The 15,247-nt window shown below is 41.0% G+C and carries 10 protein-coding genes; 4 read left to right on the top strand and 6 right to left on the bottom strand.

Features of this window, described 5'->3' with window-relative positions; translation table 11 throughout:
• Positions 1-8 precede the first annotated feature (8 nt).
• Together HEQ19_24530 and HEQ19_24525 are read left to right on the top strand one after the other, a co-directional pair.
• A complete protein-coding gene (locus HEQ19_24530; protein WYM02186.1) occupies positions 9-1,646 on the top strand; it encodes a site-specific DNA-methyltransferase in 1,638 nt (545 codons plus the stop codon).
• Positions 1,646-4,336, top strand: a complete 2,691-nt coding sequence (locus HEQ19_24525) for a DEAD/DEAH box helicase family protein (GenBank protein WYM02185.1) — start codon at positions 1,646-1,648, stop codon at positions 4,334-4,336. Before HEQ19_24530 ends, HEQ19_24525 begins: the two co-directional genes overlap by 1 nt.
• Before the next feature lie 224 nt (positions 4,337-4,560).
• On the opposite strand, the gene HEQ19_24520 is transcribed toward HEQ19_24525, so the two are convergent.
• Positions 4,561-8,187 carry a hydantoinase B/oxoprolinase family protein gene (locus HEQ19_24520; protein ID WYM02184.1) on the bottom strand — a complete coding sequence of 1,209 codons (3,627 nt, stop codon included), beginning with the start codon at positions 8,185-8,187 and terminating at the stop codon, positions 4,561-4,563.
• Between the two features lie 294 nt (positions 8,188-8,481).
• Here HEQ19_24520 and HEQ19_24515 point away from each other — a divergent pair, with 294 nt between their 5' ends.
• Positions 8,482-9,372: a bestrophin family ion channel gene (locus tag HEQ19_24515; GenBank protein ID WYM02183.1), complete on the top strand. Its 891-nt coding sequence runs from the start codon at positions 8,482-8,484 to the stop codon at positions 9,370-9,372.
• A 5-nt stretch (positions 9,373-9,377) separates the two neighbouring features.
• Here HEQ19_24515 and HEQ19_24510 read toward each other — a convergent pair whose 3' ends face one another.
• The 5 genes from HEQ19_24510 to HEQ19_24490 form a co-directional block, all read right to left on the bottom strand.
• On the bottom strand, positions 9,378-9,545 hold the full coding sequence (locus HEQ19_24510; protein WYM02182.1) for a hypothetical protein: 168 nt from the start codon (positions 9,543-9,545) through the stop codon (positions 9,378-9,380).
• A 55-nt stretch (positions 9,546-9,600) separates the two neighbouring features.
• Positions 9,601-9,786, bottom strand: a complete 186-nt coding sequence (locus HEQ19_24505; GenBank protein ID WYM02181.1) for a hypothetical protein — start codon at positions 9,784-9,786, stop codon at positions 9,601-9,603.
• Positions 9,773-10,423 carry an XcyI family restriction endonuclease gene (locus tag HEQ19_24500; GenBank protein ID WYM02180.1) on the bottom strand — a complete coding sequence of 217 codons (651 nt, stop codon included), beginning with the start codon at positions 10,421-10,423 and terminating at the stop codon, positions 9,773-9,775. Before HEQ19_24500 ends, HEQ19_24505 begins: the two co-directional genes overlap by 14 nt.
• On the bottom strand, positions 10,420-11,916 hold the full coding sequence (locus tag HEQ19_24495) for a DNA methyltransferase (protein ID WYM02179.1): 1,497 nt from the start codon (positions 11,914-11,916) through the stop codon (positions 10,420-10,422). Before HEQ19_24495 ends, HEQ19_24500 begins: the two co-directional genes overlap by 4 nt.
• Before the next feature lie 67 nt (positions 11,917-11,983).
• Positions 11,984-12,829 (bottom strand): M28 family peptidase, encoded by an 846-nt coding sequence (locus tag HEQ19_24490; GenBank protein WYM02178.1) that lies wholly within the window; start codon positions 12,827-12,829, stop codon positions 11,984-11,986.
• 246 nt (positions 12,830-13,075) lie between these two features.
• Between HEQ19_24490 and dnaK the strand changes: the two genes are divergently transcribed.
• Positions 13,076-15,223 carry a molecular chaperone DnaK gene (gene dnaK, locus HEQ19_24485; protein WYM02177.1) on the top strand — a complete coding sequence of 716 codons (2,148 nt, stop codon included), beginning with the start codon at positions 13,076-13,078 and terminating at the stop codon, positions 15,221-15,223.
• The last annotated feature ends 24 nt before the right edge of the window (positions 15,224-15,247 follow it).

The following is a 15,247-nucleotide window of genomic DNA, read 5'->3' as shown; positions in this document are numbered from 1 at the left end:
AATTAATTATGGCTAAAAAGCAGAGACTCGAACTTACATGGATTGGTAAGGAAATTCGCCCCAAATTAGAGCCGCGAATTTTGTTAGAGGATGCTGAGAAGTCTTATCATGCTGCACATCGGATAAGTGAAAACGACATTTTTGATAATCGCTTGATTTTTGGGGATAACTTGTTAGCTTTAAAGGCATTGGAGCAGGAATTTACAGGGGAAGTTAAATGTATCTTTATTGATCCTCCCTACAATACTGGTTCAGCTTTTGAACATTATGATGATGGAGTTGAACATTCTATCTGGCTTGGCTTAATGAGGGATCGTCTAGAAATTTTGCGTAACTTATTATCTGAAGATGGTTCGTTGTGGATAACTATTGATGATAACGAAGCACATTATTTGAAAGTAATGTGTGATGAAATTTTTGGGCGTGTAAATTTCGTTGCTAATGTAATCTGGCAAAAGAAATATGCTCCAGCTAATGACGCACTATGGCTCAGTGATAGTCATGATCATATATTAGTTTTTTCCAAAAATAAGTCTATTTGGCGACCAAATAAACTTGCTAGAACAAGTAAACAGAATCAGCTATATTCCAATCCCGATAATGATCCAAGAGGAGCGTGGATGTCAGATAATTATACCTGTGCCAAATCTGCTAATGAACGTCCTAATCTGTATTATGCTATTCAAAATCCCAACACTAATGAAGAAATATGGCCAAAGCAAACTCGTGTGTGGGCATTTGATCAGTTAACCCATCAACAACATATAAAAGAGAATAAGATTTATTGGGGGAAAGATGGAAAAAATAGTACTCCCCGCCTTAAAAAATTTCTTTCAGATCTGCGTTCACAAGGACGAGTTTCTTCAACAATATGGCTTTATGAAGAGGTAGGTCATACCCAAGATGCTCGAAGAGAAATACTTGCGCTGAATCCTAAAAATCCCTTTGCCACTCCAAAGCCAGAGAGATTAATTCATCAAATCATTGAAATTGCATCAAACCCCGGTGATCTAATTTTAGATTCATTCGCAGGTTCAGGAACAACAGGCGCAGTAGCCCACAAAATGGGAAGACGCTGGATCATGATTGAACTAGGCGAACATTGTCATACCCATATTATTCCCAGACTAAAAAAAGTGATTGATGGTGAAGATCAAGGTGGAATTAGCAAAGCAGTAAACTGGAAAGGTGGCGGTGGGTTTCGTTACTATCATCTTGCGCCATCACTCCTAGAAAAAGATAAATGGGATAACTGGATTATCAATAAAACCTACAACTCCGCCATGTTAGCCGAAGCACTATGTAAAATTGAAGGCTTCACCTATGCACCATCAGATACCTTCTACTGGCAACATGGCTACTCCACCGAACGGGATTTTATTTATGTCACTACACAAAATCTCAGTCACGAACAATTATCTAAACTTGCCGATGAAGTAGGACAAGAACGCACTCTACTTGTTTTATGTAGCGCCTTTTGTGGCAAAGTCGATATATTCCCAAATCTTACCATCAAGAAAATTCCTAAACAAATACTTGCACGATGCGAATGGGGACACGATGATTACAGCCTCAAAATAGAAAACCTGCCCAAAGCGCCCCAAAAAATCGGACAACTATCACTATTTGACATGGAAAACCTATAATGAATCAATTTGTTAATAACATTGCTAATCGTCTCAGCTTACGTCATCCCCAACGCGAATCATTAGAAATCCTAGATCGTATTTGTGAACTATTGCCCATTAAAGCACAAACAGATATAGCCACAAGTCTAGCCGCCATTAAAACTGAATTTCCAAACGTTACTGACTTCGAGCGCGAATTTCCCTCACTATGTTTTGCACTAGCAACAGGTGTTGGTAAAACGCGACTAATGGGAGCTTTTATCAGTTACCTAAACCAAGCTCATGGTATTAAAAACTTCTTCGTTTTAGCGCCTAATTTAACCATTTATAAAAAACTAATTACTGATTTCACGCCTAACACATCAAAATATGTATTTACAGGTATTTCTGAATTTGCGATCAATCCACCAGAAATCATCACAGGTGATAACTACGAAAAGTCATCTATCATTCCTGATTTTACCCGTTGCAAAATCAATATTTTTAATATCTCAAAAATTAACTCTGAAGTGCGCGGTGGCAAAATTCCAAAAATTAAGCGATTATCCGAATATATTGGCGAAAGCTATTTTGATTACCTATCCGAGTTAAAAGACCTAGTAATCTTAATGGATGAATCCCACCGCTATCGAGCCTCAGCAGGAGTTCGCACCATTAACGAATTAAAACCACTAATGGGTTTAGAACTAACAGCCACACCCTCTGTTGAAACCAGTAAAAAACCAATATATTTTAAAAATGTTATTTATGAGTATTCTTTGGGACGGGCAATCATAGATGGGTTTGTTAAAGATCCTGCCGTCGTCACCCGCAAAGACTTTAATCCTGCGTCCTTTTCACCACAAGCAATCGAGCGAATAAAGCTAGAAGACGGAATCTATCTGCACGAAAATATTAAAGCTGAATTAGAAACATATAGCCTCCAAACTGAAAAGCCAATTGTCAAGCCATTTATGCTTGTCATTGCCCGTGACACTACCCATGCAACACAACTTGTAGAACTGATTAAATCTGATGAATTTTCAGAAGGTTATTACAAAGATAAAGTCATTCAAGTTGATTCCAGTAAAACAGGCGCTCAGGAAGATGAAATGGTAGAGCGATTGCTCAAAGTAGAACATCCAGATGAACTAACTGAGATAGTTATTCATGTGAATATGCTCAAAGAAGGCTGGGATGTTACCAATCTCTATACAATAGTACCTTTAAGAGCCGCAAATTCTAGAATCTTGATCGAACAATCCATCGGGCGCGGCTTACGTTTACCTTATGGTAAGCGCACAGGTGTAACCATTGTAGATCGCCTTAACATTGTTGCCCATGACAAATTTCAAGAAATTGTCGAAGAAGCAAAACGCCCAGAATCACAAATTAGATTACAACAAATTATCCTTACACCTGAAGATTTACAGCAAAGAACAGAAACGGTAGTTTCTCGGTCGAAACTAGCTCAAAATTTAGAAATTACCGCTGAACAAACTATAAACTTGCCCGAAACAGAAAATAAAAATAGTCAACCACCTATATTTGAATCGCCAATAGAACAAAAAATCGCACAGCTTACTTACCAAGAAATTCAGAAGCTTGAGAATCACCCTGAAGAAGTACCAACCACAGCATACCTCTCATCACCAAAAATTCAGGCAATAGTGCGTGAAGCCGTAACTAGAGAATATCAGCCAGAACAACTGGAAATCGAAGGCGTAACTCCACCACCAAATATTGAAGCGATTGTTGCTAAGACAACTAATTTAGTAATTCAGCAAACTATTGACATTCCCAAAATTATTGTCATTCCTAAAGGAGAAGTGCGATCAGGTTTCAGATCTTTTGCCCTAGATATAACAGGCTTAAATTATCCCGTTCCATCCGAAGAATTACATATTCAATCTCTGGCAACTAATGACTCTGCATCCGTAGAAATAAAAAAAACAAACTTTCAAGAGTCTCGGATAGAAAACTATATTGTCAAAAATTTAGTTAATTTTGATGATATTTCCTATGACGAACACGCTGATTTACTCTATGATCTAGCTGGTCAAGTCGTAAGTTATTATCTCACCCAATTCTCTGAGGATGATGCACGCAGTATTTTACGTTATTACCAACGTGAAATCGCCAATTATGTCCATAGCCAAATGCAAAAACATTTTTGGGAAGAGACAGTAGATTACGAAGTCAAAATCAGTCAAGGTTTTACAACCCTAAAAGATAGCGCCTACACCACAAACGCAAATGACACTCTCGATTATCGGTATTCGCCACCAGATAAAAGTAAGATGTCCAAATACCTATTTACAGGCTTCTCTAAATGCCTCTATCCAGAACAGAAGTTTCAATCCGAAGGCGAGAGGGTGTTATCTATAATTTTAGAACGAGATGCAATTAAATGGTTTAAACCTGCAAGAGGACAATTTCAGCTTTATTACAAATGGAATGGATCTTACCTAGAATATCAACCCGATTTTGTTGCAGAGACAGAAGAAATTATCTATATGCTCGAACCTAAAAATCGAGATGAAATAGATGATCCTCAAGTAGTTACTAAAAAGGAAGCAGCAGTAAAATGGTGTCAAAATGCTTCTGACTATATGCTAAATCACGGTGGAAAACCTTGGGTTTACGTCTTGATCCCCCATGATGAGATCGCCCAAAATATGACACTGAAAGGACTAGCTGATCGCTTACAGCACTTTTCAGGTATTTAGCCGACTTTCCGCACTTCATTGTGTAATATCATGTTCTGTTGATCGCTTATAAAATGTTATTGCAAGCGTTGCGTTCTCTACGAGCGCCGAAGGCTACGCAATGACAAGTATTTATCCGAACATGATATTACAGCAATTTTCACCCAATAACCACAGATACTCGTAGGGGCGCAAGGCCTTGCGCCCGCGCCCCGTCAGGGTCGATTTACTAATACTATTAAACATTATATTTCCAACTCACCATAACCCCCACCCCCAGGAGTTTCAATCACAAATACATCACCAACATTCATCGTAACTACAGCTTTACTTCCTAATTCATCTACCCTTCCATCACCACTTTCAACATAATTTTTTCCTACCTTACCCGCTTCAGCACCACATAACCCAAAAGGTGGAACAACGCGGTGATTAGAAAGAATTCCCGCTGTCATTTCTGCTAAAAAACGTAGACGACGAATGACCCCATTTCCCCCACGATGATTTCCTTGACCACCACTATCAGGACGAATACCAAAACTTTCTAAAAGCACAGGAAAACGCCATTCTAATACTTCTGGATCAGTAAGTCGGGAATTTGTCATATGAGTCTGAACTCCATCTGTACCATCAAAATCTGCACCCGCGCCCGAACCACCGCAGATGGTTTCATAATATTGATAGCGTTGATTACCAAAGGTAAAATTATTCATGCTTCCCCCAGACGCAGCTAAAACACCCAACGCACCATACAAAGTATCGGTGATAGCTTGAGAAGTTTCCACATTTCCCGCAACAACAGCCGCAGGATAACGGGGATTTAACATACAACCTTCAGGAATAATAATTTCTAAAGGCTTGAGACATCCTGCATTTAAAGGAATGTCATCATTTACCAAGGTGCGGAACACATATAAAACTGCTGCTTTACACACCGCCGCCGGAGCATTAAAATTATTAGGTAACTGGGGAGAAGTGCCAGTAAAATCAATTTTGGCACTACGATTTTCTCTGTTAATGGTAATTTTGACATGAATGACACTACCATCATCTAAAGCATAACTAAAACTGCCATCTTGTAAAACTTCAATCACACGGCGTACCGATTCTTCCGCGTTATCTTGCACAAATCCCATGTAAGCTTGGACAGTTTCTAAGCTGTAATGTTCCACCATTTTTTGCAGTTCTTGCATCCCGCGTTCATTGGCAGCAATTTGTGCTTTTAAATCTGCTATATTCTGAGTTATATTCCTGGCGGGGTAAGGTTCACTAGCCAGCAATTCGACTAATTCTGTTTCTCGAAAATTGCCGGCAGCAACTAACTGAAAATTATCCAATAAAATGCCTTCTTCTGTTACACTTTCACTATGAGGTGGCATCGAACCGGGAGTAATACCGCCAATATCTGCATGGTGTCCCCGTGAGGCGAGGTAGAACATGGGGAGATGGGAAGAATTAGGGAAAACTGGGGTGATGACGGTAATATCTGGTAGGTGAGTACCACCGTTGTACGGGTTATTGGAAGCGAATATATCACCTGGTTTGATAGTATTGCCATAAGCTGTAATTAAAGCTTGGACACTTTCACTCATCGAACCAAGATGCACAGGAATATGTGGCGCATTTGCCACCAATTGTCCAGAACCATCAAAAATTGCACAGGAAAAATCCAGGCGTTCTTTAATATTGACTGAAGAACTAGTATTCTGTAAAGATATCCCCATTTGTTCTGCGATCGCCCGCAACAAATTGTTGAAAATCTCCAACATCACCGGATCTGGTTTTTGTCCTATGTCATTCGTCCTGATTTCTTGATCTTTAACAACTGACAACTGACGACTGACCACTGACAGAACCAGATGATTCAGTGGGGTTAACTCAGCTTGCCAATGTGGTTCAATAACATTGGTACCAGTCGCTTCCACAATAATTGCAGGTCCACAAATACAATCCCCTGGTTGCAAATCCTGCCGCTGATACACTGGTGTAGTATGCCATGCCCCAGCCGTATACATTTGCACAGTAGCAATAGCCACGGCTTCATCATCATTTCTGCGTGAAACTACCAATTCTGGCGGCGCATCATTCTTCGCCACCACCTCAACCGAAACCGCCTCAACAATTAGCTGCTTTTCAGGCGCAATAAACCCGTAACGCTGACGATGTAACCCCTCAAACTGAGACTTCATCGCCACCACATCGCCAAAATCCACAATTAACGGCGCATCCGTCCCCTCATAGCGCAAATGCACCTTCCGCAACACCTCAATCTCCGAATCCTCTGCGCCTCTGCGGTTCGTCTCCTCTTCTGACTCCCTCACCAACACCGCCAAAACCGACTCCAACCCCTCACTCAAAACACCTTCCACCGCCCGCTCTCGAATCACCCGCACATCCGCCAAACCCATACCATAAGCAGATAAAACCCCAGCATAGGGATGGATAAACACCTGCTTCATCCCCAAAGCATCTGCAATTAAACAAGCATGTTGCCCACCAGCGCCGCCAAAACAACATAAAGTATATTCAGACACATCATAGCCGCGTTGGAGAGAGATTTTTTTAATTGCATTCGCCATTTTATCAACTGCGATCGCCAAAAATCCCGCCGCTACCTCTTCTGTCCGGCGATTATCCCCAATTTGGGCCGCCAACTGGGTAAACTTCTGGCGGACAATCTCTACATCCAACGGTAAATCTGCATTCTTTCCAAACACTTGAGGAAAAAACGCTGGTTGCAACTTACCCACCATCACATTACAATCAGTCACCGTCAGCGGACCCCCCTTCGAGTAGGAAGCAGGTCCAGGATTCGCTCCCGCTGACTCTGGCCCCACCCGATAGCGAGAACCATCAAATTGCACAATTGAACCCCCACCAGCAGCGACAGTATGAATAGCCATCATCGGCGTCCGCAGACGCACACCCGCTATTTCGGTTTCAAAACTGCGTTCATATTCACCATTGTAATGAGCTACATCCGTAGACGTGCCCCCCATATCAAAACTAATGATTTTATCAAATCCAGCCCTCAGACTTGTTTGCACCGCCCCCACAATTCCGCCAGCCGGTCCTGATAAAATACTATCCTTACCTTGAAACTTTTCAGCATCAACCAGTCCCCCGTTAGATTGCATAAACATCAACTTGACTGGGGACTGAAAATCCGTCTCCCTCTCCCCATTTCCCAACTGACTCGCCACTTGCTCCACATATCGGCGCAAAATTGGCGACAAATAAGCATCAATCACCGTCGTATCGCCCCGACTAACTAATTTCATCAGCGGGCTAACTGTGTGAGATACTGAAACTTGAGTAAAACCAATGTTTCTCGCTAAAATTGCCACCCTATTTTCATGTTCGGTGTAGCGGTAGCTGTGCATCAAAACAATAGCACAAGCACGAATTCCATCATCATATGCTGCTTGCAATTGTGGACGCACAGCCTCAAGATTGAGGGGAATTAACTCTTCACCTTGAGCAGTGTAACGTTCTTCGACTTCAATCACCTGCTCATATAATATTTCTGGCAAAATAATCTCACGAGCGAAAATATCAGGACGGTTTTGATAACCGATTCGCAGCGCATCCCGAAATCCTTTGGTGATTAGTAGAATTGTGCGGTCGCCTTTTTTTTCCAATAGCGCATTCGTCGCTACCGTGGTTCCCATCTTCACCACTGCAACCTGTTCTGCTGGAGTTGGCGCATTAGCAGCAACACCCAAAATCTCGCGAATTCCTTGGACTGCTGCATCGGTGTAGCGTTCAGGATTTTCTGACAATAGCTTATGAATTACCAGTTGCCCATCGGGGCGCTTTGCTATAATATCAGTAAATGTACCACCCCGATCAATCCAAAATTCCCAAGTCATCGTAGGTTCCTCAATTGCCAGATATACTATTTGTAAGTTATCAAAAAACAAGTAAGTCAACCTAATTAAACAATAAAAAACTCCACCCCCTTGTGCCTGGAGTTTTTGGGCAGGGGGAGTGTGAAAGGTTAAATTTATAGAGGTCTAGTAGGGTGGGAATTTCCCAGATGATCAAGTTTTTGTGAGCAATTCCCACCCCACAGATACTTAGATTTGGGTAAAATCTAACCGGATGACTATAGAATTATTATCTGATATCAATTAATTTATTCCTTAAATCTTCAGGAAACGTCGATGAAAACTGAAAAAGGGCAATCCCTACCAATGGTTTTCCAGCTTAAAGGTTCGGTAATCACAGCCATTTATAAAAATGTCTTATGGTGTGGATTTTTTGGTTTCCTAATTTCCGTACTTCATTTTTTCAAAATCCCTGTTTCCCAACCTATTTTAGCAGGTGTCATTCCCAGTATCGTTTTAGGCTTATTATTAGTTTTTCGTACAAACACAGCTTATGACCGCTTTTGGGAAGGGAGAAAATGCTGGGGTTCTATAGTAAATAATGTCAGAAACTTGACACGGCAAATCTGGGTATCTGTAGAAGAAATTTCCCATGAAGATAAAGAAGATAAAATTAAGGCATCGCGTTTAATAGTAGCTTTTGCTGTAGCCACAAAATTGCATTTGCGAGGAGAACCGGTAAATAGTGAACTAGAAGAACTTATGCCATCTTCTATGTATCAAGAACTGAAGATTATGAATAATCCTCCCTTAGAAGTAGCTTTCTGGATTGGAGATTATTTACAGCAGCAATATCATCGCAATTGTCTAAATAGTTACCAATTATCTTCCTTACAAGAATTGTTGAACAATCTAGTGGATAATTTAGGGGCTTGTGAGAGAATTTTGAAAACACCTATGCCCTTGGCTTACGCCATACATCTTAAACAATTATTATTACTTTATTGCCTGTTGCTACCATTTCAAATGGTGCATAGTCTCGGTTGGTGGACAGGTTTAATCTCTGCTTTAGTGAGTTTTACATTGTTTGGTATTGAAGCCATCGGACTAGAAATCGAAAACCCTTTTGGTTACGACGCTAACGACTTACCCCTAGATGCAATTTGCAACACCATGAAACGCAATATGGAAGATTTACTCAGCCTGAGTCCCAGCAGGAAAGCATAATGCAGTTATTCTGCTGGGAGGAGTGAGAACACTTCTTGCACAAATTGGTCGTATTGTCTTGAATTCTCACTCAATATTTCTGTTAAGTTAAAATAAGCGGAAATTGTGGAGTCAGTTTTAATCCGATTATCCACCTCACTAGTGATACAGCTAGCAACGAGAATGGTTCTCACATCGGAATTCCTCCGCAAACCTTCCTCAAAAGATTTTTTAGCAGCCCCATAGCGTTCAAGCGCCCCAGGCCGGATCAGCTCCTCCTTTTACCTCAATTATACCCACTGTTGTACCTTGATTATTTAACAGTGAAATATCTGGCTCATTAGAAAACAGTATTGAGGTGTGGTTAGCTAGCATCACACCTCGATAGCATTCAATATTTCCTATTTGTTCCTCAAGTCTATCAGGATTGTTCAACTCCCGTATTCATCCGGGGGATAAAAGCAGCAAGAAGATTTCGTTCTTCAGCCTCTTTAATAATAAGTCTTTGCACAACTTTTTCTGCTTCTTCTCCAATAGCATTACGCCATGAACCGTCAATTTGTGACCCAGTTGAAGCTAGTAATATTCCATATAATTCTTCTTCTGTAATATTGTTGATAGAACTATCAATAATGAGCGATATATGTTCATTAAACAGTCGAGAAAGTTCCAAGGCTTGGTCTTCTGTCAAAGAATACCGATTAACTGCATCGGTTTCAATTTTTTTGACATTTATTTTTACTAAATAACCAACTGCTTTCTGTGAAAGTGCTGCAATATTCCGATAATAAGCTAATAAAGTCGAATGTTCTCGAATTAACCTGGGGTGGCAAAATACCTGAATTAGTTGTAAAGTGGGATGCTGATTGATATAAGTAAATGCATCTTCCCCAATACCCCAGCTTGTCCTACCTTCCCAAGTATATAAATGCTGGACAGGTAATAGCGCATTAATTCTTGCACGAAAAGATAGTGTGTTGTATTCCTTAAGTTTGCGATAAAAGAAGGTTGAACGCAATCTGTAATTTATGCGATTTGCTTCAGTTAAGATATTTGTGTCATCTATTGTCACGGTACTTGCTTTTCCCAAATATATACACATTTACGTAGTTCTGAACGACCGTGATTTCCCATTTGCTGGCTACTGTTACCTTTTCCTCGCCCTAATGTCCAAATGTAGCGCGTTTCTAGTCCGAAAGACTCTGCTATGTCAGATAAAATTAGGTCTACAGGAATTTCTTCGCCGGCATATTGAACATTATCATTTACCATTGCTACTATGCCACCAGGTTTAAGGACACGAGCTAATTCATGGATGACAAAGCACATTTCGTAAAAATAATTACTTATCATTCTTACAATGTTTTTATTATTCAGTTTTCCTTGTTTTCTATAATTATCTAGAATTGTTAGTATTTCTTGTAACGCCGCCTGATTTTGGAAGATCGAATCTATTTTTACAAAATCCTTATGACGCTTTATACTAAAATAATAATCTTCTAAATAATTACGCTTTTCACGATTTTCTACAGTACATGACAACATGGTCTGACGTAAATGCTTGACTGTTTCTTCACCACATCCCAAAAATGCTAGCTCAAGAGCATATGTGCGAGTGTAATCATATCTATTAACATAAGGAGGCGAGGTCATGACAAAATCAATACTGCTTTCTTGGAGAATTGGCAGAATTTCTAAACAGGAACTTTGGTAAAGAGCAGGTTCTATATTTTCGCCTTTTTCAAATTTGTCTACGGTCAATTTTGCTGGTAGATGATTACCAAATAAATCCAATTGAATAGAACCGACATCTAAATCTGATGCTATTTGATTTAACTTTTGGTGAATTGCATCTGCAAAATTTAACACTTCTCCCTTATTAAACTCTTTCTTGCCTTTAGAACGACTTGAACGAGTATCCCAACGCAGATACTGTCCATCTTTCCTGGTATAGCTAATATCTTCAAGGATACAAAAAGCAGCGTACATAAGTAGGTTACGTATATCCTCATTCAGAATATAATTATGGCAATAGGAAATATAACCAGCTAATTTATCTTCATTTTCGCGAGAAAACGCTCCACGGGTAATTGCCAAATGGTTAAATGCATAACTTTGGTCATAGTAGTCAGAAAAATTTACTTTCTTTAAATCACAAATTATGGTATTTAATGTTTCTATATCAATTTTTTGAGCGATAATTCTTGCTTTTGTCGCAAAAATGCCGACAGGTAAAATTTCAATTCCTATAGCTTTCCACTGCAAAGCATTTGCAGCAAATAGAGATGAACCAGAACCAGAAAATGGATCGAGTAAAATTCCTGGTTGTGGCTTTAATTCTTTAAGAAGATAGGTAACTAGGCGTTCGGAAAAACCTTCTCTATACTTGAACCACGAAGAAAATGGAGCTTGTTTATTTGCTTGGAAACTAACCAACGTTCTATCTAGATAAGAATTGTGAATAATTTTTGATTTTAATTTATCATACAAATTCATTCTTTCAACAGAAGAAGAAATGACTGGCACAGATTGATTTAATGATGATAAATTACTGTTTTTCAGCATTCAAATTATTTGTATATTGTCTTAATCGACTTTCTTCAACAGATATTAACTGTTATAGGCGAATTTTTTACAGTCGCCGAATTCCCAATTCTAACCCGGCACAGACACCAGCCAGAAAATCTAAATCTAAAGTAGCGATCGCATCACTAGGTTTGTGATAATGGGGATTCCGCAAAAATGCTGTATCTGTCACCATAATTGCTGGATACCCTGCATCCCAAAAAGGTGCATGATCACTCAGTCTGGTTTGGGGAACAATTAAACCCCTGTTTGGTACTGGTAGCCATTGGCTAGATACGCCAACTTTACGAATATTACCGCTGATGCTAATTAAATCAGGTATTGTCCGCAAATTGCCAATTAAAGCGATAAAATCGCCTTGATTCGGGTAAAATCTTTCTAACGGGGGCGGGTAACTTTGAGATCCGGGAGTAGAATCTTTATATCCCAGCATTTCTAGGGACATCATTAAACGTAGCGGTTGCTGTTGTTGGCGTAACACGGCTACATACTCAGTGCTACCCAGTAAGCCATATTCTTCCATATCAAACGCCACCAGCCTTAAAGGATATTTTACAGGTTCTGTGGCAAACTTTCTCGCTAGTTCCAGCATTACTGCCACACCTGTGGCATTATCATCAGCTGCTGGTGTTCCTGGGACAGCATCATAATGAGCTGCAATTAAAATTGGTGGTAAATCCCGCTTTTGCTGTCTAGCTTGACCGGGTAAATTTAATATGAGATTTTTACAGATTTTGCCCCTGACTTCAAAGGTGTGGATTTCCACACTTCCCCATTGGGCAAATTCTTGGCGAATGTATTCTTGGACAAAAAAATGTCCGGCTGTCGCCATGTAAGGATCGCGTTCTCTGGCTATCGCACCCAAGTAACTTTGTAATCGTTCAAGAGTCATCAGTCATCAGTTAACCGTAAATTAGACTACCAAAACGACAAGAATTGAGACTGATTGGGCATAGTAAGTATCGTCAATGCTATCCTAGTCTTGCAACTAGCTACTTTAGCTAAACTTTTAATTAGTTCCTAGCTTAATGATGATTATTATACCATTAAGGACTTTTCATCCAATAGCATCAAGCTCAAGATAGTCCCGCTCAATCATAATAAATTATAGTAAGACACAGTAGGAGAACAGTAACGCATGGGCAAGGTAGTCGGCATCGACTTGGGTACAACCAACTCAGTAGTCGCCGTGATGGAGGGTGGCAAGCCGGTGGTGATTGCCAATGCAGAAGGAATGCGAACAACCCCCTCCGTAGTTGGTTTCAGCAAAGAAGGTGAAAGGGTTGTCGGGCAAATGGCACGGCGTCAAACCGTCCTCAACCCCCAAAACACCTTTTTCTCCGTTAAACGGTTCATTGGGCGCAAATATGGCGAACTGAATCCAGAATCAAAGCGGATACCTTACACCATCCGCAAAGACGAAGTTGGTAATATTAAAATTTCCTGTCCCCGTTTGAATAAAGAATTCGCCCCAGAAGAAATTTCGGCCATGGTGCTGAAGAAGCTGGCTGATGATGCTAGTCGGTATTTGGGTGAACCAGTGACAGGGGCAGTAATTACAGTTCCTGCTTATTTTAACGATTCCCAACGCCAAGCAACCAGAGATGCTGGCAGAATTGCCGGTTTAGAAGTACTGCGGATTCTCAATGAACCTACCGCAGCCTCTTTGGCTTACGGATTAGATCGTGGTGACACTGAAACCATCTTAGTATTTGACTTGGGTGGTGGCACCTTTGACGTATCGATTCTCGAAGTCGGTGATGGCGTATTTGAAGTCAAAGCTACTAGTGGAGATACTCAACTTGGCGGTAATGAATTCGACAAAAAAGTTGTAGACTGGTTGGCAGACCAATTTTTGGAAACCGAGGGAGTAGACTTAAGACGCGATCGCCAAGCTTTGCAACGGCTCATGGAAGCAGCCGAAAAGGCCAAAATCGAACTTTCAGCCGTCAGCGTCACCGATATTAACTTACCCTTCATCACCGCTACTGAAGATGGCCCCAAGCATCTAGAAACCCGCCTGACTCGTTCTCAATTTGAAGGTTTGTGCGGTGATTTGGTGGGACGGTTACGAACCCCACTCAAACGCGCCCTAAAAGATTCCGGTCTGACACCCGCAGATATTGAAGAAGTAGTATTAGTAGGTGGTTCTACCCGAATGCCAATCGTCAAGCAACTAGTGCGTGACCTGATTGGTACAGAACCAAACGAAAACGTCAACCCTGATGAAGTGGTAGCAGTCGGTGCAGCAATTCAAGCAGGCATTCTCGCAGGTGAACTCAAAGATGTGTTGCTCTTGGATGTCACCCCCCTATCGATGGGATTGGAAACCATTGGCGGTGTCATGAAAAAACTAATTCCCCGCAACACTACTATACCAGTCCGCCGTTCCGATATTTTTTCCACATCCGAAAATAACCAAAATACCGTGGAAATTCATGTTGTCCAAGGCGAACGGGAAATGGCAGCAAATAACAAGTCCCTGGGACGCTTTAAGTTGTATGGCATCCCGCCAGCGCCTAGGGGAATTCCGCAAGTACAGGTATCATTTGATATTGATGCCAACGGAATTTTACAGGTAACAGCCCTGGATAGAACCACCGGAAGAGAGCAGAGTATCACAATTCAAGGCGCTTCTACCTTAAGCGAATCAGAAGTGAATCGGATGATACAAGAAGCTCAAAAATATGCCGAAATCGACCGCGAACGCAAAGAAAGGGTAGAAAAACGCACACGTTCTGAAGCCTTGATTTTACAAGCAGAACGCCAACTCAGAGAGGTAGCGCTAGAATTTGGAATGCAATTTGCCCGCAATCGCCGCCAAAAGATAGACAATATTAGTCGGGAACTACGGGAAAGTTTACAAGAAAACGACGATCGCGGAATTGACCAAGCCTACGCCGACCTACAAGATGCTTTGTATGAACTAAACCGAGAAGTCCGCCAGTATTATGCTGAGGACGAAGACGATGATTTATTTGGTGCAATTAAAGAAATTTTTACCGGCGACAAAGACCGAGAACGCGATACTCCCAGAGATACATACCGCGATCGCGATTCCTCTGGGAGAAACTCCGGTAGGGATTATGGCAGAGATTCCGGTAGAGATTATAACCGAGATTCCGGTAGGGATTATAACCGAGACTCCGGTAGAGATTATAACCGAGATTCCGGTAGAGATTATGGGAGGGATACTCGTTCATCCGCCCCAGACAACCGTTCCCCTCGCAAATCGCGACCCAGCTACCAAGATAACTGGGATGATGACGATAATGATTGGTTGTAATCAGCCTCATAAAAGTTAGGAGTG

This window comes from Gloeotrichia echinulata CP02 (genome assembly GCA_038087035.1).
In the GTDB taxonomy this organism is placed as follows: domain Bacteria; phylum Cyanobacteriota; class Cyanobacteriia; order Cyanobacteriales; family Nostocaceae; genus Gloeotrichia; species Gloeotrichia echinulata.
This window is presented reverse-complemented; position numbering and strand designations above follow the sequence as displayed.

What these genes read in the sequence shown, in the direction of transcription:
- HEQ19_24490 (WYM02178.1), bottom strand. Translation starts at nt 12,829, where the DNA reads ATGACTCTTGAACGATTACAAAGTTACTTGGGTGCGATAGCCAGAGAA.
- HEQ19_24495 (WYM02179.1), bottom strand. Translation starts at nt 11,916, where the DNA reads ATGCTGAAAAACAGTAATTTATCATCATTAAATCAATCTGTGCCAGTC.
- HEQ19_24530 (WYM02186.1), top strand. Translation starts at nt 9, where the DNA reads ATGGCTAAAAAGCAGAGACTCGAACTTACATGGATTGGTAAGGAAATT.
- HEQ19_24520 (WYM02184.1), bottom strand. Translation starts at nt 8,187, where the DNA reads ATGACTTGGGAATTTTGGATTGATCGGGGTGGTACATTTACTGATATT.
- HEQ19_24525 (WYM02185.1), top strand. Translation starts at nt 1,646, where the DNA reads ATGAATCAATTTGTTAATAACATTGCTAATCGTCTCAGCTTACGTCAT.
- HEQ19_24515 (WYM02183.1), top strand. Translation starts at nt 8,482, where the DNA reads ATGAAAACTGAAAAAGGGCAATCCCTACCAATGGTTTTCCAGCTTAAA.
- dnaK (WYM02177.1), top strand. Translation starts at nt 13,076, where the DNA reads ATGGGCAAGGTAGTCGGCATCGACTTGGGTACAACCAACTCAGTAGTC.